Origin of the sequence: Paenibacillus sp. EZ-K15 (assembly GCF_002573715.1) — a bacterium.
Lineage (GTDB): Bacteria > Bacillota > Bacilli > Paenibacillales > Paenibacillaceae > Paenibacillus_AQ.
Map to the genome: position 1 here is coordinate 64,446 of NZ_PDHM01000021.1, position 23,884 is coordinate 88,329.

The 23,884-nt window shown below is 49.9% G+C and carries 19 protein-coding genes, 1 pseudogene and 1 other annotated feature (1 of these 21 running past the window's edge); of the genes and pseudogenes, 6 read left to right on the top strand and 14 right to left on the bottom strand.

Annotated features, from left to right (window positions below):
- Positions 1 to 121: 121 nt before the first annotated feature.
- On the top strand, positions 122 to 787 hold the full coding sequence (locus tag CRG97_RS24380; RefSeq protein ID WP_098748299.1) for a YczE/YyaS/YitT family protein: 666 nt from the start codon (positions 122 to 124) through the stop codon (positions 785 to 787).
- A gap of 141 nt (positions 788 to 928) precedes the next feature.
- Complete coding sequence (locus CRG97_RS24385; RefSeq protein WP_098748300.1) at positions 929 to 1,597, top strand: hypothetical protein; 669 nt, start codon at positions 929 to 931, stop codon at positions 1,595 to 1,597.
- Positions 1,598 to 1,727: 130 nt separating this feature from the next.
- Here CRG97_RS24385 and CRG97_RS24390 read toward each other — a convergent pair whose 3' ends face one another.
- The 4 genes from CRG97_RS24390 to CRG97_RS24405 form a co-directional block, all read right to left on the bottom strand.
- Positions 1,728 to 2,366 carry an SdpI family protein gene (locus CRG97_RS24390; protein ID WP_076324200.1) on the bottom strand — a complete coding sequence of 213 codons (639 nt, stop codon included), beginning with the start codon at positions 2,364 to 2,366 and terminating at the stop codon, positions 1,728 to 1,730.
- The gene (locus CRG97_RS24395) at positions 2,350 to 2,634 is read right to left on the bottom strand and encodes an autorepressor SdpR family transcription factor (RefSeq protein WP_076324201.1); all 285 of its coding nucleotides are present in this window, start codon (positions 2,632 to 2,634) and stop codon (positions 2,350 to 2,352) included. The genes CRG97_RS24390 and CRG97_RS24395 overlap by 17 nt, the downstream gene beginning before the upstream one ends.
- A 229-nt stretch (positions 2,635 to 2,863) precedes the next feature.
- Complete coding sequence (locus tag CRG97_RS24400) at positions 2,864 to 3,367, bottom strand: GNAT family N-acetyltransferase (RefSeq protein ID WP_237566570.1); 504 nt, start codon at positions 3,365 to 3,367, stop codon at positions 2,864 to 2,866.
- A 148-nt stretch (positions 3,368 to 3,515) separates the two neighbouring features.
- Positions 3,516 to 4,097, bottom strand: coding sequence for a TetR/AcrR family transcriptional regulator (locus CRG97_RS24405; RefSeq protein ID WP_098748302.1), 582 nt, complete (start codon positions 4,095 to 4,097; stop codon positions 3,516 to 3,518).
- 379 nt (positions 4,098 to 4,476) lie between these two features.
- Between CRG97_RS24405 and CRG97_RS24410 the strand changes: the two genes are divergently transcribed.
- On the top strand, positions 4,477 to 5,646 hold the full coding sequence (locus CRG97_RS24410) for an MFS transporter (protein ID WP_098748665.1): 1,170 nt from the start codon (positions 4,477 to 4,479) through the stop codon (positions 5,644 to 5,646).
- Between the two features lie 188 nt (positions 5,647 to 5,834).
- Here the strand turns inward: CRG97_RS24410 and CRG97_RS24415 are convergent, their stop codons facing one another.
- The 4 genes from CRG97_RS24415 to CRG97_RS24430 all read right to left on the bottom strand — a co-directional run bounded on the left by CRG97_RS24415 (position 5,835) and on the right by CRG97_RS24430 (position 10,574).
- Positions 5,835 to 7,307 carry a stalk domain-containing protein gene (locus CRG97_RS24415; RefSeq protein ID WP_098748303.1) on the bottom strand — a complete coding sequence of 491 codons (1,473 nt, stop codon included), beginning with the start codon at positions 7,305 to 7,307 and terminating at the stop codon, positions 5,835 to 5,837.
- A 128-nt stretch (positions 7,308 to 7,435) separates the two neighbouring features.
- Entirely contained in the window at positions 7,436 to 8,737 is a 1,302-nt protein-coding gene (locus tag CRG97_RS24420; protein WP_098748304.1) for a DUF1963 domain-containing protein, read from the bottom strand.
- 404 nt (positions 8,738 to 9,141) lie between these two features.
- Positions 9,142 to 9,996, bottom strand: coding sequence for an NAD-dependent epimerase/dehydratase family protein (locus CRG97_RS24425; RefSeq protein ID WP_098748305.1), 855 nt, complete (start codon positions 9,994 to 9,996; stop codon positions 9,142 to 9,144).
- A gap of 395 nt (positions 9,997 to 10,391) precedes the next feature.
- Positions 10,392 to 10,574: a GapA-binding peptide SR1P gene (locus tag CRG97_RS24430; RefSeq protein ID WP_098748306.1), complete on the bottom strand. Its 183-nt coding sequence runs from the start codon at positions 10,572 to 10,574 to the stop codon at positions 10,392 to 10,394.
- 545 nt (positions 10,575 to 11,119) lie between these two features.
- Between CRG97_RS24430 and CRG97_RS24435 the strand changes: the two are divergent.
- A pseudogene (locus CRG97_RS24435) lies at positions 11,120 to 11,768 on the top strand (transcriptional regulator).
- A 929-nt stretch (positions 11,769 to 12,697) separates the two neighbouring features.
- On the opposite strand, the gene CRG97_RS24440 reads toward CRG97_RS24435, so the two are convergent.
- From CRG97_RS24440 to CRG97_RS24455, 4 genes are all read right to left on the bottom strand, one after another.
- Positions 12,698 to 13,309 carry an SRPBCC family protein gene (locus CRG97_RS24440; RefSeq protein ID WP_098748307.1) on the bottom strand — a complete coding sequence of 204 codons (612 nt, stop codon included), beginning with the start codon at positions 13,307 to 13,309 and terminating at the stop codon, positions 12,698 to 12,700.
- 83 nt (positions 13,310 to 13,392) lie between these two features.
- Positions 13,393 to 14,361, bottom strand: a complete 969-nt coding sequence (locus CRG97_RS24445; protein ID WP_098748308.1) for a helix-turn-helix transcriptional regulator — start codon at positions 14,359 to 14,361, stop codon at positions 13,393 to 13,395.
- Positions 14,362 to 14,669: 308 nt separating this feature from the next.
- On the bottom strand, positions 14,670 to 15,593 hold the full coding sequence (locus CRG97_RS24450) for an NAD(P)-dependent alcohol dehydrogenase (RefSeq protein ID WP_098748309.1): 924 nt from the start codon (positions 15,591 to 15,593) through the stop codon (positions 14,670 to 14,672).
- A gap of 164 nt (positions 15,594 to 15,757) precedes the next feature.
- The gene (locus CRG97_RS24455) at positions 15,758 to 18,574 is read right to left on the bottom strand and encodes a winged helix-turn-helix domain-containing protein (RefSeq protein WP_098748310.1); all 2,817 of its coding nucleotides are present in this window, start codon (positions 18,572 to 18,574) and stop codon (positions 15,758 to 15,760) included.
- A 221-nt stretch (positions 18,575 to 18,795) separates the two neighbouring features.
- On the opposite strand from CRG97_RS24455, the gene CRG97_RS24460 reads away from it, so the two are divergent.
- Both CRG97_RS24460 and CRG97_RS24465 read left to right on the top strand, forming a co-directional pair.
- Positions 18,796 to 19,668 (top strand): AraC family transcriptional regulator, encoded by an 873-nt coding sequence (locus tag CRG97_RS24460; protein WP_098748311.1) that lies wholly within the window; start codon positions 18,796 to 18,798, stop codon positions 19,666 to 19,668.
- Between the two features lie 169 nt (positions 19,669 to 19,837).
- On the top strand, positions 19,838 to 20,908 hold the full coding sequence (locus tag CRG97_RS24465) for a hypothetical protein (protein ID WP_237566571.1): 1,071 nt from the start codon (positions 19,838 to 19,840) through the stop codon (positions 20,906 to 20,908).
- Positions 20,909 to 21,013: 105 nt separating this feature from the next.
- On the opposite strand, the gene CRG97_RS24470 is transcribed toward CRG97_RS24465, so the two are convergent.
- Positions 21,014 to 22,150 (bottom strand): NAD(P)H-dependent flavin oxidoreductase, encoded by a 1,137-nt coding sequence (locus CRG97_RS24470; protein ID WP_481856221.1) that lies wholly within the window; start codon positions 22,148 to 22,150, stop codon positions 21,014 to 21,016.
- A gap of 231 nt (positions 22,151 to 22,381) precedes the next feature.
- Complete coding sequence (gene tyrS / locus CRG97_RS24475) at positions 22,382 to 23,641, bottom strand: tyrosine--tRNA ligase (RefSeq protein WP_098748313.1); 1,260 nt, start codon at positions 23,639 to 23,641, stop codon at positions 22,382 to 22,384.
- 93 nt (positions 23,642 to 23,734) lie between these two features.
- Positions 23,735 to 23,884: a binding site (T-box leader), on the bottom strand (it continues 83 nt past the right edge of the window).

A 23,884-nucleotide genomic window follows, 5' to 3' on the forward strand; every position in this document is an offset into this window, starting at 1 on the left:
ATTTCATTTTTTATACAGCTGCTTCGCTGTCGTTGTTTAGTGATATAATGAAAGCTGCTATCATTTTTTGATGTTAGTGTCGGCGGATCCATCTATATCATAACGAAGAAGGAATGCAACCATGACAAGGCAGCTTATGAAACGATATATCATCCTCATTGTAGGTCTATTCTTAATGGGACTTGGCACGGCTCTCGTGACCAAAGCCAATATTGGAACCTCCCCTATTGCCAGCGTACCGTATGTGCTGAGTTTAAAATTCCCCCTCTCCATGGGACTGATGACCATCCTGTTATGCCTGCTGTTTGTGGTGATCCAGGTCCTCCTGCTCGGTAAGCAGTTTCCCAAGATGCAATATCTGCAAGTGTTTGTTGGTGTTCTGTTTGGCCTGTTTCTGGATATGGGGGCGTATATCGTAAGTTCGCTCAACTTTACAGTGTATTTCATGAAAATTTTGGCGTTACTGACGGGCTGTATGATTCTGGCGATCGGCATCTATCTTCAAATCATCGCGAATACGATCCTGAACCCGGGTGAAGGTATCGTGAAAGTCATCTCTGAAAAGCTCGGTGCCGAATTCGGGAACATTAAGATCATGTTCGACTGGACCCTGGTATCCATCGGCATCGTCATCTCGCTGTTTGCTTTCGGTTCGATTGAAGGCGTACGCGAGGGCACGGTCATTTCGGCTTTTCTGGTCGGTTATTTTATCAAGCTGCTGCGCCGGATCATGTTTCGTTTGCGCAGCAAAAGAGCCCGGGAAGCGGTGCTCGAGCAGAGCTCGTAATTTTCATGACAATCCTGTGGTTAAACGGTCACATTTTGATTATAATAAGTGGCAAGAGACGAAGAACGTCCCAGCGCATTCCTTATTTGGAGTGAGGCCGGGGCGTTCTTTTTTTATTTATATGGGGAGGTATACCGTAAGATGGATTTTGAGAAGGCTCATGGGACATTTATGCATTATCATCTAAGGAACAGAACCGGAGAAAGAAGAGGTCGTCTGGAACGAGGGCATGGTGAGGCCGAAACCTTGTTTTGCCAAAATGTCTGGTGGCCGCTGCGTGGTCATTTTCGCGAATTACATCCACAATTCGAGGTACTGGATTGGCGCGGACGATCCTATTATTGCAGCTTCGCCTTCATCACTCCGCATCTGAGGCTGATCATCGAGGTTAAACCATTTAGCACACATACAACCGAGATGGACCGGCAGAAATATTGCAACGAGCTGAATCGGGAAACCTTTTTATTCGCTATGGGTTATCAGGTGATTTCATTTGCTTGCGATGATGTGGCTCACCGCCCGGAGCTGTGCATGACGCTCCTGCGGATGGTCATAAACCGGTATCTGGCAGAACCGCATTCAACAAGTGTATCCACGGTAACAGAACGTGAAATCATCCGATTTGCATGCATGCTTGCACGACCCCTCCGCCCGATCGATGTGAAGACACATCTGCGTCTGAATCATCGGACCGCCCTTCGCTTCCTTCATTCTCTTTGCGATAAGGGGCTGCTAATTCCGGTAACCGGGTCCCAGGGCAAACATGTCGTGAAGTATGAGCTCCATCCCTATGCAGCGCAGTGCCTATAGCTGCTATGGGGGAGGTCTCCCGAACGGATAGACTCGCGCTTTGCCGTAAAATAAACAAGCTGACCCATTCGATCCTGGAGTCAGCTTGTTGGCAGTTCGTGTAGTTTATGCTTTGAGAACCCGCCCGTTATTACACACCCTTTTTATACAAAGAGAATGAGTATATCGCTGGAGCCGCTGCAATCAGTATAATGACAGGGACAACTGCGACGGCAAGGTTCACCTTCAGAAACGCCATCAGGATCATGAACGCTCCACCTGCCATCCATAGATACCCTGCAAAACGATGTGTTTTATTCCAATTATCCTGGCTGTTCAGCGTCCAAGGCAGCTTGATGCCCACCGTATAATTCTGTTTGCTCTTCGGCAAATAATTGCCAGTGACCACGAGAAGCATGCCCACGAGAGCCGGTGCAATCGTCTGGATCGGCAGCTCGGCCCCCATGGCCTTGAACAGCGTGATCGGCATGAGAATGAGAGACAGCGCGGGGATGAGCCAAAGACCCATCGTTCTTAAAACCGGGGCAGCATTCATTTTCTTAGGATCGTTGTTAAGCGCTACATGCATAATGACGTTAATAACTGCCGTAAACAACGGAAGCACAAACGCCGCAATCGCCTTCGACACATAATTATCCGGATTGCCCGCCGCGTCCCAGTGAACAGCCACCTGCTCAGGCAATTGGCTATACAGCGTCATTGATAAAATAATCGGCAACAAACAGATCAGCGTTGTTATAACCAGCATCGAACTATTCTTTTTCCCCATCTTGTTTCCCCCCGTTAAATTGTGAAAACCACAACATAATTTCTTCGAAAACGGACACGTTGATCTCATAGTAAATATAATTTTTATATTTCGTTTCAAATATCAGCCCGGCCTTCTTCAGCTGCGATAGATGATACGAAATAGTTGCCCCGGTCATATCGAAATGCTGGCCGATCTCTCCGGCTGACATTTTACCGCGCTTGAGCATTACGAGGATGTCCCGTCTCACCGGATCAGACAACGCCTTAAATGTTTCCGGAAACCCCAATGTGCATCACCCATACTTCTATTTAGAATTTCATCTAAATACATTATCTCTCATCCCTGCACCGAATGGCAATACCTATTTTGAAAAAAATCTAAATAGAAGATAAAATGGGTATCCCTACAGGCCCTATCACCATAACCAAGAAATCGTTACTTATCTTAAAACAACAAAAGTCCGCCGCGGAACAGCACACGAGCTGATCCTCAGCAGACTTACTTTCAAGGTCTGTTTATCCAAGTACCTTTTCAAATACTGGAAAGCTTGCTGTTCTGCCCGGGAAGTTGACTTCTCCCCGCAGGTCATAACCTAATCCTTGATACAGCTTGAGCGCCGCCGTATTCTTGGCATAGGTGTCCAGTCGAAGGCTTCGGTAACCTTGGCGTGCACCATACTCTTCGGAGAACGCTACCAATTTTCGTGCGATGCCCTGCCCGTGTGCTTCAGGATCAACGGCAAGGCGATGCATCATGAGATGCGGTCCCTCTTCCTGCTTCCAGCTAATGGTCTGGTACTGTTCTGCCTGCGATTCGTCGAGAACAACGATCCCCAAAATACGGCCTTTGCCCTCAGCTGCAAACAACGTTCCCCGCTGTAAATCCTCACCGATTACCTCCCGGTTCGGATATTGATCATCCCATTGATCGCTGCCTCCGGCCTGCATGACCGCAACACAGCGGGTTATCAAAGCCATGATTTCCTGAAGGTCCTCTATGCGTCCTGTCCGTATGTTCATATTCATCGATGCACCTACTATTGTTTTTTAGAACAGTTTACTACGCTTGGACAGCTGCAACAACTCGTAAGCATGAAATTCAACGTCATCCCACGAAAAATTGGGGTGGATAGCGCGTCTTTAAACGTTCCATTACAGACGGGCCCCTTTATCTAAGCAATGTAAGAGTCACCTCTATCGTATTGTTTACGAATGAGCGCTCCGGACGGGATTTTAACATGACGGTCAAACCAATTAACGATACGATGAGCGCTTGCGATAAAGCTTTGGCGTCTGTGTCGCTCGCAAGCTCCCCCGATTGCATGCCTCGCTCAATGGTTTCTTGAAATAGGACCGCCAGGTACATCTGATGTTCCCTCGTCAGAATTTCAAATTTCTCATCATGAGGCGCAAGCTCGACCATCGTATTGATGCAAAAACATCCGCGGCTCCGGCTTTCGGAGTATTCCTCATCCACCACATTCTCAAAATAGGCTCGGAACGCCTCCCTAACCGATCGGTGGTTTTGCAGCCTGGTTCGCGCCTCGGAAGCATGCCCTCTCGTGTATTTGCGCAGAGCGGTTTCGAACAGTTCTTTTTTGTCTCCAAAGGCTGAGTATATACTGGGCCGCTGAATACCCATTCTGGAGGTCAAATCGCTTAATGAGGTAGCCTCATATCCCTTCTCCCAGAATAACTGCATCGCGGCATCTAATACTTTCTCTTCATCAAATTCGCGGACTCGTCCCATATTGAAATACCTCTCGTTACATTTGATTTTAAAGAAATTTTATGATCACACTGGGAAGCAAACAGGATTTTAATTACCAATCAGTATAATTTATTTTATGATATATGGATGTTTTTGTCAAATACCGATTCCCTATATATTTTAGTGTTATACCCACATGTTTCAGATGTTACTCTTACGATTGAAATAAACCTGTTGACATAGATTGTTATTGTGGGATATATTTATCGGGCAATTTAACATACCGATCGGTACATAAAAACTTCGAAAGGATTGGTGCACAAAAATGGAAGAGTTGATAGCAAAAAAAGTGGTCCATGACGAAACAACGGCGAATGCGTCACAGGGGACGGTGACCACGGCGGAATCCGGTAATCGTATGCCTCTGACTCGTTACGTTACGTTATTGTTTGCGATTGCTTGCGGTATGTCAGTTGCCAATATCTACTTCGCTCAGCCGCTGCTCGATGAGCTGTCGAACGAGTTCAACATAGACTATTCCATCATTGGAATTCTGATTACCGTCACACAGATCTTTTATGCATTGGGACTGCTGCTGCTGGTGCCTCTAGGGGATTTGCTGAACCAGCGTCGATTAATTATCGGTCAAATGGCGATCTCCATGGCGGCTCTCGTTATCGTTGGAACTGCATCGTCCGGCACGATGCTCTTTGCAGGTTTGGCTTTGGTCGGATTGCTTGCCGTAGTAACGCAGACTATTGTGGCGTTCGTGGCGACCATAGCTGCTCCTGCTGAACGAGGGCGTGCGGTAGGTATGGTTACCAGCGGAATTGTGATTGGGATCCTTCTTGCGCGAACCATTTCAGGAGTTTTGAAGGATCTTGCAGGATGGCGTTCGGTTTATCTGATTTCTGCTGCGTTGATGCTGCTCATGGTTTACGCGTTATATAAGGTGCTGCCCAGTGTTGAGCGTAAGGTAAAGACTCTTCCCTATTCTCAACTGCTTAAGTCGGTACTGATGTTGTTCCTGCAAGAACGGTTATTACGAATCCGCGCTGTGTTAGCTATGCTGATTTTTACCGCTTTCAGCATTTTGTGGACGCCATTGGTGCTGCCTCTTAGCGCGCCGCCACTATCCCTTTCGCACTCTGCCATCGGGGCGTTTGGTCTCGTGGGCGTCGTGGGTGCATTGGCTGCAGCAAAGGCCGGTAAGCTAGCCGATCGAGGTTACGGCCAAAGAACGACGGGAATTGCATTGTCCCTGTTATTGCTGTCATGGCTGCCGATCAGCTACACGGAACAGTCCCTGTTTGCCTTAGTCATTGGTATTATTCTGCTGGACTTGGCGGTACAGGCGGTGCATGTCACGAATCAAAGTATGATATTTGTATTGCGCCCGCAGGCGCGCAGTCGCATGGTTGCCGGGTATATGATTTTTTATTCCATCGGAAGTGCCGCCGGTTCCATTGCTTCGACCCATATCTATGCACAGTATGGTTGGCATGGAGTTTGCTTGCTTGGAGCCTCCGTCAGCGCTGTTGCTCTTATATTTTGGGTTATGACCAAAGGTGCTAAAGGCGCCTTATGACAATAAATTCAAACTTCAAAAGATCGCTTCCCTCGGAAATGGGGGAGCGGTCTTCTCTAATTTCCTTGAACAGGGCCTTCCAGCCCATACGTCAATGAAAATTGAAAACTCTCTATTTATAGTTATGGATGCTTTTCCTCAGAATTGCAAAAGGCACGCCGCATGGGCGTGCCTTCATCAACCTTTCCTTATGGTGTTTTCCCCAGGATCACTTCGCCTGTCGCTTTATTCCAGAACGACGGAATGCCAAGCTTTGATGTGATCAACTCCAATGGAAACATGCTCGAATCAGCCAGGAATGGAATGCTGGCATTTTCTCGCGTCACCTTCCCGTTCACCAATACAACTGCAGGATCACTGGACTTAATGGATACGGTATTCCCTCCATAAGAGAAAGACCAAACTGGAAATCGATGATTTCCGTGTTTCGGATCCGGATTGGACTGTCCGCGCTTCACTTTGATCCCGAGCGCTTCAAATACGCTATTATACGGTACATACAGCTTGTCTTTCACAATGGCGGATGATCCATAGAAGCTAACCTTTTGTCCGTTTACCGACCAGGACAGAGGAGTCTGTACGAAGACTGGATTCCCATCGTTCTCGTTAAGAGAGCCGCTGCCCTGATATTTCTCTTCTCCCCAAGCCAGCACCTTACCGTCCTGATTGGTTGCATAACCTGTATATCCCTTGGTGCCCCATAACGCCGTTATACCTGTCAGACCTTTCACTTGAAAGGGCTTTGCCGTCGGGTCGTTGTAATTCCACTGCCAGACCGTGCCGTCGTTTTTAAGCATAAATAAACGGTTGGACCCTGTTCTTATCTCTCGGATTTCTTTAAGGCCCTTTACTGCAATCGGCGCTTGCTGCTTGGTATTCACATTCCACCGCAGCACCGTCCCATTCTCATGCAGCAGGAACACGTCATACCAATCCACTGCGATTCCGGTAATGGAGGAGGTAACCAGCGGTTTAACCTCGCCAAACTCACGTTCCAGGCGGAATCGATCGTAGAAACTGTTATATACCGTTAACATATCGACGCTGCCGTCTTTACCGAGAATCAGTGCCTCATGTCCGGCGACCACTATTGTTTTTACATTCGTGACTCCTTTGATAGGGAAGTACTTGACGGTCATCTTTAAATGATCATTCGGATCATACGTCGGACGCCATATCGTTGCAGTCCCATCCTTATGTAATGCGACAGAACCATGGTTTGAAATGACCAAACTGGCTACACCCTTAAGTCCTTCCAGCTTCATCAGCCCTCCCCGTTTTTGGAAAGGATCCCCGTTAATATAAGGCGAGTAATTATCGCCCCAGGCCCACACATCCCCGTTTTTGTCCAAGGCATATGAAGAATTGTCACCTGCTGCCACCTGAACAATATCAGTTAGACCCGCAACTTGCTTTGGCACCAATTGATGAATGCTAGTCCCGTCACCTACTTGACCTGACTTGTTATAACCCCAGGCGGTCACGGAGCCGTCGCTCCATGCCGCTACACCATGCCCGCTGCCGCCAGCCACGCTTACCGGTTTAGGCGAGGAGTCTCCATGCACAGCTTCTGCAGCTCCCGCAGCGCCCATCGCGGTACAATTGACTGCCAGCAGTATCGTCACTAACATATAAGCTACTCTACGTTTCAATACCTTCACGTATGAGGCCTCCATTCTCAATCCTTATAATGGTATATAATATCATATCAAAAGATGGTATGGAAAAAATAGTATACTACCCGTTCTGATAGCTGGAATCAGTTACTCAAATCATTGCTTAAGTCAGGCTACGTCTGCTGGAACAAGGTTGCAGTCACCTGGCAGTCCGCGCACAGGAACATATAATAAATACCTTCTCCATACTCCTCGATCTGTTCCCAATCCAGCTGCCCGATGAATGTCATGCTTTTGCAACAGCAGGAGCAGGAAGGATATACGGCGTCCTGAATCCAAGCCGGGTAGCCGCCGATTTGCGAAACCGCCGGACCGAGCGTCCAATAGGCCGCATAATAGCTGTTGCGAGGATGGTCCGCAAGCCGTAAGGACTGCCCCACCGCCGAATAGCTTCTATCATCCTCCTCAGAATCAGGCTCCGGTACATAACCCTGTCTACTATTGGCTTGGCTCCATTCGGATTTCCCATGAAAATCCACATCCATATAGATCGTATCGTAACAGCTGCAATTCACGCAGGTGCTCACCCGCAGCCTCTCTCCGGACAACCCCAAGAATTGAAGCTTCGGATGGCTGATGTCCAGATCCGTCAAGGTGGTTAGACTGCTTCCGCACCATGGACAGAGAGTGGAATGCTCCTTCAAAAATTTTGCGGGTTCCGGTTCTGCTACACATGTGCTTTCTGACGGCTCTATTTTTTCTATGGCGTAGCTGTCATGGTAGAATAATAGGCGCTTGCTCCCTTTCTCCGTAAGCTCCCATCCCCCCTCATGCGCATAAGCTTCAGGCGGAACGAATAGTTCCTTCGCCCATGATGGAGGTACGGCCCGCCATTCTTGAAATTGGTGCACAACCTGATCATCCCCAATCCAAGCCAGGGCAAGCAGCAGATGGTTGCGGTTATCCTTGTCCTGTTCTACTTGTTGTAGCAGCTTGTCGCGGCTATGGGCAGATGCATCTTTGAACAAAATGCCGGGGTAATAGATACCGCGCTCCATCAATGTCGGGATACAGGATTCAAGCGACTTGTTCTGATAGCAGACCAGGGAAACCACAATTTCCTGGCAGGTGTCCTCATCGCCTGCTTCCAGCAGATCAAGGGCAATAGTCAGCATGCGTTCGGCCTCACCTGGTGATAATGCTGAATATACCTCTTCTCTTTTCAGAGGATAGGGAATATATCGAATCAATGGATCCCGCCTCAGCGGGGCATGCATGATCTTAAGGATCTCTACTGGATCTGTAATCCCTTCGTATAAGTCGATGTCTCTCCGATTCTGCTCTATGTAACGCTGCCGTTCCTTACGCTCCATCTCCTGCTTGCACGGCATGCAATAACCGCCCGTCTTGGCCGCGGTTGCCGGCAATATCGTTGCCGAACAGCCTTCGCTTCGGCATGGCAGCCGTTCTGTCATGCTAGCCCCTCCTTATTCTATTGTTAGTAAACTCGGCTCAGCTGGATTCTGGCTCTTATTCTTTGGCAAGTCCACTCAGTTTGATCCTGGCTCCTATTCATCCTCATGGCCATGAATCTCCTCTATTAACTATAGCTTTCTTTTCATTCCCATATCAACAGGGGCTAAATTGAATCATACCACTGGACCGGCAGGTATCTAGATTTCAGCATATTAGGGAGCATGATGATTGGGAACCCTATAGCGTCTCCATGGAGTCGTGCACGCTGCTCCCTGTATGCACGGTGCGTGGTCCGGGGCATGTCTATATGCTATCCCTTCCTTTACGGTGTGCATTGTGAATAGCATATATCTTGTGTATATTCTCTTAACGGTGGAACCAATTGGTGCATCGCTAAGCGCTCTCACCTCAGCGATTGCGCGAATCCTGTTCGCCACGTGGGATGCAGCGGCTGCCAGCCGTACTCCTTCCGGGCTTTGGCGTTCGAAGCGCCGCGTTCGCCGCGCTTGCTCCCCGCTTGATATGCTGGAACAGGCGCTCGCAGCGCCTTGGCATACACCGGCAGCCACATCGTACCAGTAGCGGGCTCGTCATCTACGATATTGACCGGACCCGCCGGCCAGTTCAATGCCTGCAGAGCGGCATTCGCCGCATCCTCGACATGGAGAAATGACATGACGCCATCCGTTGCCGGAAGAGCTCGAGTTTGTACCTTTTCCGCCATTACCCCGTTGGCGTCGTACCACGTGCCAGGGCCATAGAACATACCATACCTTAAAATGACGTGATTCGGCATTTGTGCAACGGCATGTTCCAGCGAGACGATCCCATCTATCGTGGACTTGCGCGGCGCAGGCGCCTGAACATCCAAGGGGACGTCTTCGGTGGCAGGATGATCTCCGGGCTCATAAGCCCAGGCAATGCTCTGGGCAATCATTCGTTTAACGCCATGGATCTGCGCGGCTTCTACCAGATGACGGGTACCCTCCATTCGAATCCTCGCATTATCCTCCAGATTCCATTGGCTTAGCGAAGTGAGCTGATGGATAACGACATCCGGCCGTACTTCCCCGATCGCGGCTATCATCCCTTCCCGATCAAAGGCATCTGCTATGATCCCCCTTGCTCCCCATGATTCGATCAACCCTTTTCGCTGAGGATTGTGGGTCATGCCTGTAACCTCATGACCAGCTTGTACCAGCTTGGGAAGCAACCGCTGTCCGATAACTCCTGTAGAGCCCGCTACGAATATTTTCATAAATGATAACCTCCAGTCTTCTGCATATGAAGTGGATTGGGTACCTCCCCATCAAAAATGGGATAATGGCAGTTTCATCTTAGCATGATGGATAGACAGCTATAAGTACCATTTTTCATCAAGTCAACCATGCCATTTCATTCGATTGAGAGATTATGGCTGACAGGTGGAAAGAGTACAGGGCTCTCGCAGTTTGACAGGCGCTACAGGGCGCATTGTGACAAGCGTGAATAGAGTACTCGCTGTACGTGAACAAAGCATTGTAGTTAGACAAGTGCATAAAGCACCGTAGTTTGACAAGCACGATAGAATACACAGCAATCGCATGATTCGTTCAACATAAAAACGCACCACATTAAGTGGTACGTATTTATGGGAACAACCTTCGCCTATCATTACTCTTCGTCTATTACATCACTTACTGATACATGCATACGGCTGTGCAGCTGCCGGCACTCCGGCTGATCGCACACGCTATAAAAAGTAACGATTCGATTCGTATCCACCGTATCGATTTGAGAGTTGCAATGCCTGCACAAGATGACACCCATATTCACCTTTTTAATGGAATTGTTCACGCTTCACTCATCCTCTCTTGGTATCAGATTTGTGTTCGAACTTCCCAGCCATCGTCTTCCTGATTAATTGCAGGACTGAACCTCCCCTTCTCGCTTCAAACTTCTCTGGTTTCGATCCACCTCCAATAATGCATATTTTATAATCATCTTACGTGATTAATGTACATTATAAATAAATAATACACAATATATATTCGAATATTTGGTTATTTTTCGTTATATATGACGTCATATTTGTGAAGAAAACATGAAAAACCGCTTCCTGTAGTAACAGAAAACGGTTCATTGCCTAAATTTGCGAAGATCAGGCGATCAGATGCTTTTTAAATCAATTGGCGAACTATATCGCTGTCAAGCATAATGTGAAAGCAATACCCATTGCTAAACCCGCAAAACACGAGTTATACTAGCCATCATAAGGACGTGAAGAACACGCCGCTTCTATGCAAAGTGCCCCAATGAAGGATTGGGGTCGCATTGTATGGGGCGGCTTTTTGTGTTCTAGCGCAACGCGTTGCATCTAATACTAAGGAGGAAAATTGACCATGTCACGGTTTGATCAACAATATGAGCTTTGGATGCACACGAATATCCTGAATGAAAGGAATCCCCGCAGGCTCGAAATCCTTCATAAAGGGTTGGGCCACGGCACCGTCGAGTTTCTGCGCTCGGTATGGTTTCCGGCGATCGGTAATTTCAATGACTTGCATCCGGAATGGGAAGTACGCGATTTCAGCAATGGTTATCGTTATTTGGACCTTGCCTATATGCCCGGTGGTGCGAGAGGAGGGATCGAAATCCAAGGATACGGGCCGCATGCCCGTGATCTGGACGTAAGAAGGTTTAAGGATTTATGCCGCCGTCACTGCTTATTGGCACTGGATGGTTGGACATTCCTTCCCATTGCCTACCCCTCCATCGTCGATGAGCCGAAACAGTGCCAGCAGCTCATCTTATCCTTCGTCGGCAGATTTGTGGCATCAGATGTACCTGCGTCCTTTAAGTTGGCTGGAGGCAGAAGCCGTCCGATTTGCGCGGCGATTGCTGCGCCCGATAACCCCCATAGAACTCGCGAATCATCTTAGGGTGAGTGACCGGCATACCCGACGCTTATTGCATAAACTGGTCGAGCTCCAGATTCTGGACATAGCTAGCGGTCAACAACGAGCCCGAACCTATGAACTCCGCTTGTAATGAACTGCGAAAACGTACCTATAAAACTTCCTTGTAACAGCAGGACTTACGGGAGCATCCAGCAGTTCTTGCAGATATTGCAATTCTCGCAGTTATTCAGGTCGCCGAGAGACAACTAAACAAACTAAAGGACACCAGATCCGTAATTTCGGAAAAAACAGCCACTTTACCCGCTCTTCCGGACTCAGAATCCGCTATTTACTTTAAATACCACGAATTATCGCCATTCTCTATGCAATAGCGGATCTGGTGTCCTCATATCGCCCAAAACCCACCAATCGAAGCTAAATAGCGGAACCACGGTCCTCATAAATATCGTTGCAACACTCGACAATGAGCCCGTATCTATAAACACCGCTTGTAATAAACTGCGAACACGCACCTATAAAACTCCGCTTGTGATGTAATACTGGCGGATCATACAACAGTCATTACAGGTATTACAGCTATTACAGCTATTACAGCTATTACAAGTATTGCAAGTATTGCAGTTATCCAATAGACGACTAAACAAACTAAGGACACCAGATCCGTTATTCCGAAATAAACAGCCACTTTACCCTTACTTCCGGACTCAGAATCCGCTATTCACTTTAAAAACCACGAATTATCGCACTTCCCTATGTAATAGCGGATCTGGTGTCCTCATATTAACCAAAATCCACCCACCGAGACGTAATAGCGGAACCTCTGTCCTCATAACGTAGCAATAGTCAAACACAAGACCGTGCATAATAAACATCAACACTTGCAACAGTCAAACACGAGACCGTACCTATAACATCTCTAAAATCCGCATGTAATGGCAGTACCTAACGTGAGCATGCATCAGTTCTTGCAGATATCCACCAGACTCATACTGCGGCCTAGTATTCCTCGGGCAACATACCTACCCCTACGGACCCTCAGATCCATATGACTGAATCTCTTCATTTTGGTGCTATAACCTGGCTTTGTAAGGTAGTCAGCATCTCATCCCAATAACGCCTCATGATCTCTCTCATATAAACATCATCCAGCATCTCCTGGTGAATCGCGATGGTTGTTTTTCCGGTATTCGTGGACAACACATAGATTTGCAGCCGGGACGGGTTGTCCCACTCCTTGCGTTTCCAGGTCAGGCGCAGTTTATGGTAAGGTACGACCACGCTAATTTTGCCGGACACGCCTTCCTTTGACTCATACTCATGCCCGACCTGCAGCTCCAGAGAAGGGACATCTCCGATCCATAACGACAGCCCCTCAGAAGACATGAGGAAATCCCAAACTCTCTCTTTCGTCACGGCCATCGTTTTCCTGACCCCGATCTGCACCCCGGCATCTTTGGAAACGCCGACCGGCACCCGCCCCATGACCTGCTCATACATAACGGCGATCCATTCGCTCCACTCCTCGGATACCCGATGCTGCTCAACGATATGGTTTTGGATCTGCTCATGGGACCAGAGCGGGCCCACTTCCTGCCCAAGGGCCACAATCCATTCTTCCCAAGAACGTCCCGTTACCTTCATCACTTCTTGTTTAAAAATAGAGCCTGCCATCAGCGTACTCTCTCCTCCCTGACGCTATCTGATGAAGTTCATTATATAATACAAACACTGACAGAGAAGGTCAGTGTTTATCTTCAGGATTGATAATATTTTAATAGGGACTCCGCAATGTCGATCATGCCTGATTTCAGTTCATCGGGCCCCATGATTCGAATTTTTCCGCCAAACGACAAAAGGTAGTAGGCAACTTGCGTGTATAACGTATGCTCATCCAGCCTGAACACCGCATGCTCCGCCGTACGATCGACGAGGGCTTGACTGAGCAGCCAATGCGAACATAAATCGTCCAAAGCTTGTGGGATTCCTTGGATATGCACGGAAACCAAATGAGGATTGGATTCGGAACCTTGCCCCGATAGCAAGCTGTCCAATACGTACTCCCGCGGGGAAAACGACGCCGGACGGTCAAACGTGTTGTCGGTATGCCGGATATCGCTCATACGGTCGACACGGAAGCAGCGAATTTCACCGCGCAGATGGCAATATCCCACCGCGTACCATTTACTTTTCCAGTGGACGAGTCCATAAGGATCCAGGATACGTGTATGTTCCATACCGTCGTAGCCTGTGGTGTAATCGATCTCGAGACTGGATTGCCGGTCGATCCCCGCCTCGATCTCATGCAGTATCCTGGTGAGCGAAGAAGCTGTAGGAGGATGGATGGCCTCTATACTGTTTTTGTGGCGTTCCAAACGCTCCAGCTGCTCCGGATTCGTATATCGTTTAATTTTGGAAACGGCTCGATGGAGCGGCTCTTCGGAGGGATAGCCCGCTTCCCGTGCGAATGCAGCTGCATGAAGAAGCGCCTTTTGCTCATCGGCCTCAAAAAACAGCGGCTCCAGCTTGATATGCTCCGGGATGGAGTAACCTCCATCGCGCCCAATCTCGGATACGACAGGCACGCCGGAAATACACAGCGCATCAATGCACCGGTAAATCGTCCGAATATGTACGCCCAGCTCCTCCGACAGTTGTTTAGCGGTCATTCTTCTTCGCGATTTCAGCAGCCATAGCATCGCCAGCATATTATCGGCTTTAGACATTGTGTGCAGCAGCCCTTCCCATGGAATTCATTTCATTCTTGTGATCACATTATATATCACTTCCATAGAAGGCTCAGAGATTTCTTCCTGCTATCATCCGGATGTTGATCACCGTTCCCCCTCATTCCGATAAGAAAAGCCGACCCTCTGCAGGATCGGCTGGTAAATGAGTACATCGTGTGGCACTGCTCCCTGTACCCGCACGGTGCGTGGTCCGGGGCATGCTTGGATCGCTGTCAATATCCTTGAATGATGCCTTGCTTCATCTGCTGTCATAATCATGCTCCGCCGTGAATGATGACTTTTCCTCAATGATCATGGCCCACCGTGATGACAACGCTGCCCCTCTTGCGTCCTTCATCCACGTACCGATGCGCCTCGGCCATTTGCTCCAATGCATACCTTCTGTCGATGACCGGCCTGATCTTCCCTTTTCCCAGCAGCTCCACAAGCAATCTCAGATCCTCCATCAGCACCTTGGCCACACCTTGTCCTTCAACGGTTACATAGCTCTCGCCCTGGGTGAGCAAATGCTTGCATCTGGATTTCCGCAGTTTACCGACCGCATCCAGAATGATGTCGTATCGCGCTCCGCTTGTCGTAAAATCCTCTTTTGTATAATCAATGACCCGATCGGCTCCGAGCGACCTCACCAGCCCCACATTCGCGGTACTGCAAACGCCGGTAACCTCTGCTCCATAATGTTGCTTGGCAAGCTGTACAGCTAAAGTCCCCACCGCACCGGACGCTCCATAAATCAGAACCTTATGCCCTTGCCGGATATTCCCTTTTCTAAGAAAATGCAGGGCCGTCGTTCCTCCGAAAGATACGGCGGCGGCATCGTCATAAGTCACTTGATCGGGCTTTAACAGCAAGAACGCGTCTTCGCGCATGCAGATATACTGGGCATACGTGCCGAATCGCATTCCCCTGAATGCCAAGACCTGATCGCCTACCTTGAATCGCGTAACATCCTTGCCTATTGCTTCTACTTCCCCCGCCAGCTCCACCCCGAGTATCGGTTGTCTTGGCTTTCTCAGACCCAGCACCAGCCGCATGGGAATCCTGTACAAAAGAGGACTGCGAAATCCCCGCACCCGGCAATCCCCCGAATTGACAGTAGTTGCGTAAATCTTGATCCGAATTTCGCGATCCTTAGGGATAGGCTTCACTACCTCTTGCAGCTTTAAAACATCCGGCGCTCCATAAGCGGTACATACCATTGCTTTCATGGGTTTCCTCCAAACTCGCATTTGCAATCAGTATATCTGCCGTCAGGTACCGGGCCATAGATACTTAAGTATGGTTTTCTTATGAACAGCAGTATGGTTTTCTCATGAACAGCGATATTTGAAGGGAGATCGCTATGGATGAATAGCGATTCTGTGATCGTCGCCTACAGTAAACCCAGCTCGCGCGCACGCGCTACAGCTTCGGTACGGCGCGTGGCCTCGAGTTTATCGAAAATCATCCGGTTATGCCCTTTCACGGTGCTGAGCGTAACAAAAAGCCTCTCGCTAATCTGACGATTGGATAGCCCTTCGGCAATGAGACGCAGAACCTCCAATTCCCGCCGACTTAGCGGCTCAATCAGAGAATCCGCGGGCTGAACAACCCCTGGAACGAACCTTGATGTAACTCTACGTTCCAGTCCTTCAACATCAAATGCATGCAGCAGCCGCTCCAGGTAGTCGTGCATGGGCTTGTCTACAGCGTCCCTTAACAGCTTCTGCTTCGGTTTGTTTACGGCCTCCCTTAACAGCTTCTGCTTCGGCTTGTCTACCGCCCCTCTTAAGGGCCGCTGCTTCGGTTTGTCTATCTTCTGCATCGGTTTGCTCACAGCTGCTGCGCTTATCAACTCCCGCAACGGCTCCCCTTCATCGATAAACAACCGGATGAAACCACCCGGCTCGCCCATCCCCAGCACATCCGCCGCAACCTGTGCCGCTCTCCGTTTCTCCCCATGGGCGTGCAGGGCCAAAGCCTGCAGCACCATCACCTTAAGCTGTTCGTCCACCCATTCCTTAACTTCCATATCGGTCCGCAGTCGTTCGAGGATCACCAGCGCTGCCGCCGTATCCCCCTGAGCGAGCAGCACTCTGGTTAGGCTTAGCTTGAGCTCAAACTTTTGGGCAAGCTGCAACGCTGAACCGACATCCCCTTGCAGCAGCATGGCAAGCACCTGTGCCTCGGCAATATGAGGCAGCTGATGCGCGAAATGATGCTGACGGGCGAAGTGATCCGCCTTAGCCAACATGACAACCGCTTCGGTCACTGCTCCCCGTGAAAGCTTCAGCCTTGCGAGAAATACCTCGCAGGCCACGCCCCTGTCGATATGCTCGAACTGCCCTGCCAAGTGGAGGGCCTGCTGCCCATGCTGTTCCGCGGCATCCAGATCATTCCACTCGCTGCATATTCGGGCTAGGCCGAGATGCGCTTCGCATGCTGCCGGCAGCGGAGGATCACCCGCTAAATCCAGAACGCGCCGATACGTCTCGGCCGCTGCATATAACTGATTCTCCGCCTCCTGAATCATTCCGAGTCCGAGCGTCGCCATCATGTTGATCATGATGTGCCCAATCTTCTGACTGATGGTTACGGCTTCCTGATACGCCTTGCCAGCCGCGGCCCGATCCCCCTGCAGCTGGTAGGCGTATCCCAGCGTCCATATCGTGGCAGTGCGGACAGGCAGATTATGCGGATTCAAGAATTCCAAAGCCCGGCGCGATTCGGCCATGATGGTATCCGGCTGATGTTTACTGACAGCAAGGGTGGCACGTATAGAGGCGATATGCCCTATAAGATCCCGGGTATAATCGTCCTCCGCAGCATGCAGATGAGTCTCGGCGGCTTGAAGTTTAGGTTCGATACCGGTCATTCGGCCGACCATTAACATCGCAGAAGCATGCATGACGTTTAAAGCGGGCCTTGCATCCAATTCCTCCTTAGGCAAGGAATCCAGCCAATGGAGCACAGGGCCTATCGCTCCACGGAAAACCAGGGGCATCCCCTCCCCTTCAATCAGACGTGCGGCCCGATCCACATCCTGCGCGGCAATCGCATGTTGAAAAGCCTCCAGCAGAAGATCATGACGTTCATGCCATTCGCTGGCACGACGATGCAATTCGGACACGTCCCTCTCTCCGCCAACCGCAGAAACACCCGTTCGGGTTAGACGCTGCCGAAGCGCATCCGAGAACAGGTGGTGATATCGGTACCAGCGCCTCTCCTTGTCCAGCGGAACGATGAACAGGTTGACGCGCTCAAGATACTCCAGGGTTTTTTGGCCGGAGATGGCGTTCTTCGGAGCATCACGGTCTTCGCTACGAAGAATATATTCACACAATGGACCACACAGCCGGTCAAGAATGGAGGTATTCAGCAAAAAATCCTGAATACCCTCAGGCTGCTGCTGCAGCACTTCTTCAACCAAATAGTCCAGTACGTCACGGTGCTTGCCGCCGAAGGATCGGATAAAGGTGGCCGCGTCTTGATGGCCCTGCAAGGACAGCGCCGCTAATTGCAGGCCGGCAATCCAGCCCTCCGTGCGGGATTCGAGAAGCGCTGCATCCTCTGCTGACAAATCCAGTCCCATGGAGCGGCACAGGAATTCAGAGGTTTCAGCGGATGTGAAGCGCAAATCTGATGTCCGCACTTCCGTCAACTGGTCCCGGGCACGCAGCCGGGCCAAGGGCAGATCAGGATTCTGGCGGCTGGCGATAACCACATGCATCTGCGGCGGCATGTGCTCAATGAGAAAGCCAAGAGCGCTGTCTATCGATTTGGAATCCATCACATGGTAATCATCAATAACCAGAATGAAACGGTCCCCCATGGTCGCAATGTGATTAAGGATGGCCGTGACGATAGCTTCGAGCGGCAGAGGGAGTGAGGACGGCGCATGAAGTTTGCTCATCACGCCCTCTCCGATATCAACCCCGACGGTTTCCAAGGCAGCCACAAGATAAGCCAGAAATCTTGTCGGCTCGCGATCCCCCTCCTCCAAAGACAGCCAGGCGACGGGCAGCGGGGAGTCTATGATCCATTGGCTAAGCAGCGTAGTTTTACCGCTGCCTGCAGAGGCGGAAATCGTAGTCAGCTTGCGCTGCAGACGCAGCCCCTCGTTCAAACGCTCAATCAAGCGGGGGCGAAGAACAGCCCCCGATCGAGGAGAAGGTATATACAGTTTTGTAGACAAAATAGGCGTGGACATCCTTACCCCCGTTATGCCGTCATTGCAGCATTTTCTAACATATATATTATGATAAAAAGTTCGACGGCTTCCCGGATTTCCCTCTTGTACGTTAAATGCATTCGTTAGGGTTGAATATCAGAAGCATGATTTGTTGGGTTAGGCATACGATGTATCCGAAATGCTTGAGGCCCTGTAATTGAACCCATCATTCCCATCATTCATGCATAAGGAGGTTTCAGATGAAAATTCACCATTCGATTCCCTGGCGTGACAATGTGTATCTGTTCAACTATCGAAGCGTACATACAGAGCCGGTGGAATATTTTCATTATCATGAAGGGTTGGAGATCCTGTACATTCATGAAGGCGCCGGAAGATATATCGTCAATAATCAAACGTACTCGCTGAAGCCCTGCACCTTGGTGTTGATTAAGCCTTTTCAAATACACCAAATTCAAGTCATCGTACCGCCGAATTACATTCGCAGCCTGCTGAAAATCAAAGCCTCCGTCATCGAGCGTTTCCTCACCGCACTCCCGCAGCTGACAACCGCTGTTTCACAATTGTTGGAGCATCCGTGGTCCAATCAGGTATTTCATCTGTCATTCAAGGATTCCTTATATTTGGAAAATCAATTTCTGCAATTGCATGAGATGCTGGCCAGCGTTCCGCGAAAGGTTCAGCAGGAAGTTGTTGCCTTGTTTTTATTTCATTTCTTCACCTACTTCAACAGCCATATTTATCCTCCGGATCGTAGCGGGGGCTTCAAGTATCATACAGCCGCTGCTTCGCTCGAACCTGTCGGCGCCATGGTAAGTTGGATTGGCAAGCACTATCATCTATCCTTCACGATTAACGAAATAGCTGCGGACCTTCATTTCTCCCCCAGTTATTTGTCCAAGCTGTTCAAAGAGCAGATGGGCATGACCATCATCGAATATACGAACAACAAGCGTTTGGAGGAAGCCAGAACGCTTCTTGGCTTGCCTTCTCTGACAATCGAAGACGTCAGTAAACAGACCGGATTCAACTACCCCTCGTATTTTATCGCCATGTTCAAAAAAAAGTACGGCATGACGCCTCTCCGGTATCGAATGCAGACGAAATTATGATATTTTCAAGCAGCAATGTGGTATTCGGATTGGATTATAATTAGAGCGCTTAAACAATGAATCTGATCCCTGTTAAGGTTAAGTGAGGTGATGTGTTTCGCACAGAAAGAACGTAAGGCAACAAATGCGACTGCACGATGAATAGTGTCAAAAATAGCGAGGAGGTTTCATGATGATCAAGCCATCATTCAAGTTTGGCATAGTATCCTTATTTTGCTTCATGCTTGTAGTTGCATTCTACCCTGGTCATATTGTAAAGGCGGCAACCAAATCGGTCCCGGCCGGTGACGTCGCGACGCTGCGGAGCTACTTAGCCAGTGCGAATCCCGGTGACATTATCGAAGTATCCGGGACCTACTCGGTGTCAGATGGAACCATTGCAACCTCAAGGAACGGAGCGTCAGGCAATTACATCACGATTCGCGGCACGGGCAGCGGAGCCACATTTCATTTCACCGCATCGGCAGGCAATGCAGCTTTCCATATCAAGAACAACTATTACAAACTGGAGAATGTGACGATTAACTCCAATTCCAAATCAAACAAAGGCCTGCTGATTGAGGCCTCTCACGGCTACGTTACCAACGTAACGGTCAAAAATACGACGGGAGAAGCGTTCAAGATTCGAAAAAACAGCCAATACTGGCTTGTCTCGAACAGTACCGCACAAAGCGCGGGGCAAGGCGGAAAATTCGGCGAGGGCTTCTATGTGGGGGATGCCGACCAGAACTGGACCACACTGCCGAACCCGGATCGAAGCGGTTATATTACGTTCCTGAATTGCAGCGCCATACAGACCAAAAACGACGGCTTTGATTTTAAAGAGGGGACGCATCATATCAAAGTGATCGGCAGCACGGTTGACTTTCAGAATACGATACCGGAATCGACCGTAGGCAACAACGGCATATTCATGCGGGCCAATGACGTACAGATCATCAATACCACCGTCAAAAACAATGCAGCCACGGGCCAGGCATTCAGAACAAGCAAAACCACAGCCTCGGACGGGGTGTCCTACGGAAGCAATCTGGAGCTTAAGAACGTAACCGCATCGAATATTTCGGGAGCGATGATTTACACGAACTATACTTCGAACAAATTGTATACCGACTATACAATGACCGGTGTTGCCGGAGGACTCTACGCATCCGGCTCCAAAACAGCAACTTCTTCCAATCCGTCCTCCTTTGTGGAGATGACGTGGAACGGCGAAGGCGGAGATACTTACGGTTTTTAGTAAAAAGCTTTGGCTTCTAGCAAAAAGATTTACAGGCCACCTCAAGGTTTTTCCTAAGGTGGCCTGCTGCTTCATGTTTTTCTAAGCGCGTAGCGTAATCCTCTCTCATTTCAAATGATCGGATTCGCGATATGGGCAGATCAACAGCGCTTCCCGGATCGTCTCGGCAACAATATCCGCTGCGGTTTGTCCCGAAGTCAGCCCTCTTGTCCCTTGACCCGCCCACAATGACATATACTCCGGATTGTTTTGGCGATTAGCGGCGTTTCGTATGTCGCGGGTCACCGTATTCTGCGTAGGAAAAGGCAGCGGCTCTATGCCGCTCTCGTCCCATTGCCTGATGAATGCATTGCGGATTCCCCTTGCGGGCCGTCCCGAGAACGCTTTGGTGATCACCGTGCTCTCTTCCGTACTCCGAAGCAGAGCTTGCTTGTAAACCTCATGCGCACCCGATTCAACCGCGGTCAGGAATCGCGTACCCATCTGAACGCCTTGGGCTCCAAGAACAAGCGACGCTGCGAGTCCGCGTCCATCCATCACGCCTCCGGCGGCAATAACGGGGATCTTGACGCGATCCACGATTTGCGGTACCAAGGCAAACGTTCCGATTTGGGCGCCCATCGGGTGCTCCGAAATATCAAACGTTCCACGGTGTCCGCCCGCTTCGCTGCCTTGGGCGACGACGGCATCACACCCTGCCTGCTCAGCCAGCATGGCTTCGCGGACTGTGGTAGCCATCGCAACAACCAGAAGCTTAGCCGCTTTCGCTTGCTGCATATGAGGCTCATCCAGAATCCCGAATGCCGTACTAATGACAGGTACCTTCTCTTCAATCAGAACCGCGAATTGCTGCTCGAACCAATCCGGGGTTGTTATGTGATCCTTGCCCGCATGGGGAATGCCAAGGCCATCCCGCATCCGGTTTAACTCCTGTTGAACTTCTCCGATTCGCTCATGGCGATCCGGGGCACTGGGCGCAAAAAGGTTGACGGCAAAAGGCTGATCCGTCCGCTTGCGGATTTCCTGAATGCTGTGACGAATGGCTGCAGGCTCCATATAAGCCGCACCCAGCGTGCCGAGTCCGCCTGCGTTGGATACAGCGGCGACCAGCTCAACTGTCGTCGGTCCCCCGGCCATTCCTGCCAGAAAGAGCGGATAGCGGATTTGGAACCGTTGGCACAGCTCGGTCTGCAGTTGAATGTTCATGATATAATATACCTCCTTTAACACTACAGATATTATCCTATTAAAAGAGAGAAATTTCCAAATAAAAAAACGCCAATCGACATACTTTCTCTGAAGACAGACCGCATATAGCAGATGTTTTTCTTGCGAGATCAGGAGGGGAAGCCTCTGAAGTTTATACTTTCTTATCTCTAAAAAAAGCCGCTAAGCACTTGAATCGTGTTTAGCGGCTTTTTACGGGTGTATTTGTCCGGGGAGACCCTTCTCCCCTGATTGTTACACCGTCTTCTAGGACATTTTCACCAAGCTGTAGTTTTTCTTGCCTTTGCGGATGATGATGAACCGGCCGCCAATCGCTTGGTCGGCTGTCACCTCGTGACCGACGTCGCTGATACGCTCGCCGTTCATCGAGATGGCGCCTTTGGTGATATCCTCACGAGCTTGCCGCTTGGAAGGCTCGATGCCCAGATCCACAAGCCAGTCCACGATATTCTTCGTTTCCGGCGTGGCTTCGAATGTCGGCATCTCTTTAAAGCCCTGCTCGATCTCATCAGCCGTGAGGGATTTAATATCGCCGCTGAACAAAGCCGCCGTAATGCGCTTGGCCTGCTCCAGCATCTCCTCGCCGTGCACGAATCTCGTCATTTCCTCAGCCAGCATTTTTTGCGCTTCGCGTTTATGCGGCTCGCTCTGCACCTTTTCGGCCAGATCGTCAATTTGCTCTTTGGTCAAGAAGGTGAAGTACTTCAGATATTTCACAACGTCGCGGTCGTCGGTATTCGCCCAGAACTGGTAGAACTCGAATGGCGTCGTTTTGTTCGGGTCGAGCCAGATCGCGCCACCGGCCGTTTTGCCGAATTTCGTGCCGTCAGCCTTCAGCATGAGCGGAATGGTCAGGCCGAATGCTTTGGCCTCGGGTCCTTCCTTCTTCCGGATCAGATCCAGGCCGCTTGTAATGTTGCCCCATTGGTCCGATCCGCCGATTTGCAGCTGCACGTCCTCATGCTGGTACAGATGCAGGTAGTCGACTGACTGCAGAATTTGGTAAGAGAATTCCGTAAACGAAATCCCGCTGTCAAGACGGCTCGCAACCACGTCCTTCGCCAGCATCGAGTTAATGCTGAAGTTTTTTCCGTAATCGCGCAGGAATTCGATGATGTTGATCTTATGCGTCCAGTCGTAGTTGTTGACCATGCGGATCTGATTGTCGCCCTCCGTCACGAAGAGCTTTTTCATTTGTCCGGTCAACGCGTCAACGTTAGCCTGAACCTGCTCCAGCGTCTGCAGCGAGCGCTCGGTTTGGCGTCCGCTTGGATCGCCGATGGTGCCGGTCGCGCCGCCGATCAGAATGACCGGACGATGGCCGGCAAGCTGGAAGCGTTTGAGCATGATGAAGGGAATCAGGTGACCGATATGCATGCTGTCGCCCGTTGGATCCACACCGCAGTACAGCGAGATTGATTTTTCATTCGTAAGCTCCCGAAGGCCTTCGGCATCCGTCTGTTGGTTGATCGCATCGCGCCAGTCCAGTTCGTCGATAATATTCACAGTGTTAACACTCCTTCAATTCATTAATTTCCTTATAACGAAACGTCCAACCCCGCCTGAAAAAACAAAAAATCGCCCCTTGTCTGTTACAGACATAGGGACGATTATTAACCGTGTTACCACCCAGATTGCACGAATGATCTGCAACGCTTGCCGCGCGTCATTCATGCCGCTCATTAGACGAGATATCGTTCGCCGTTTCCGCTCGGCATTACCCGAGATACTCCAGAGTGTAATTCGCCG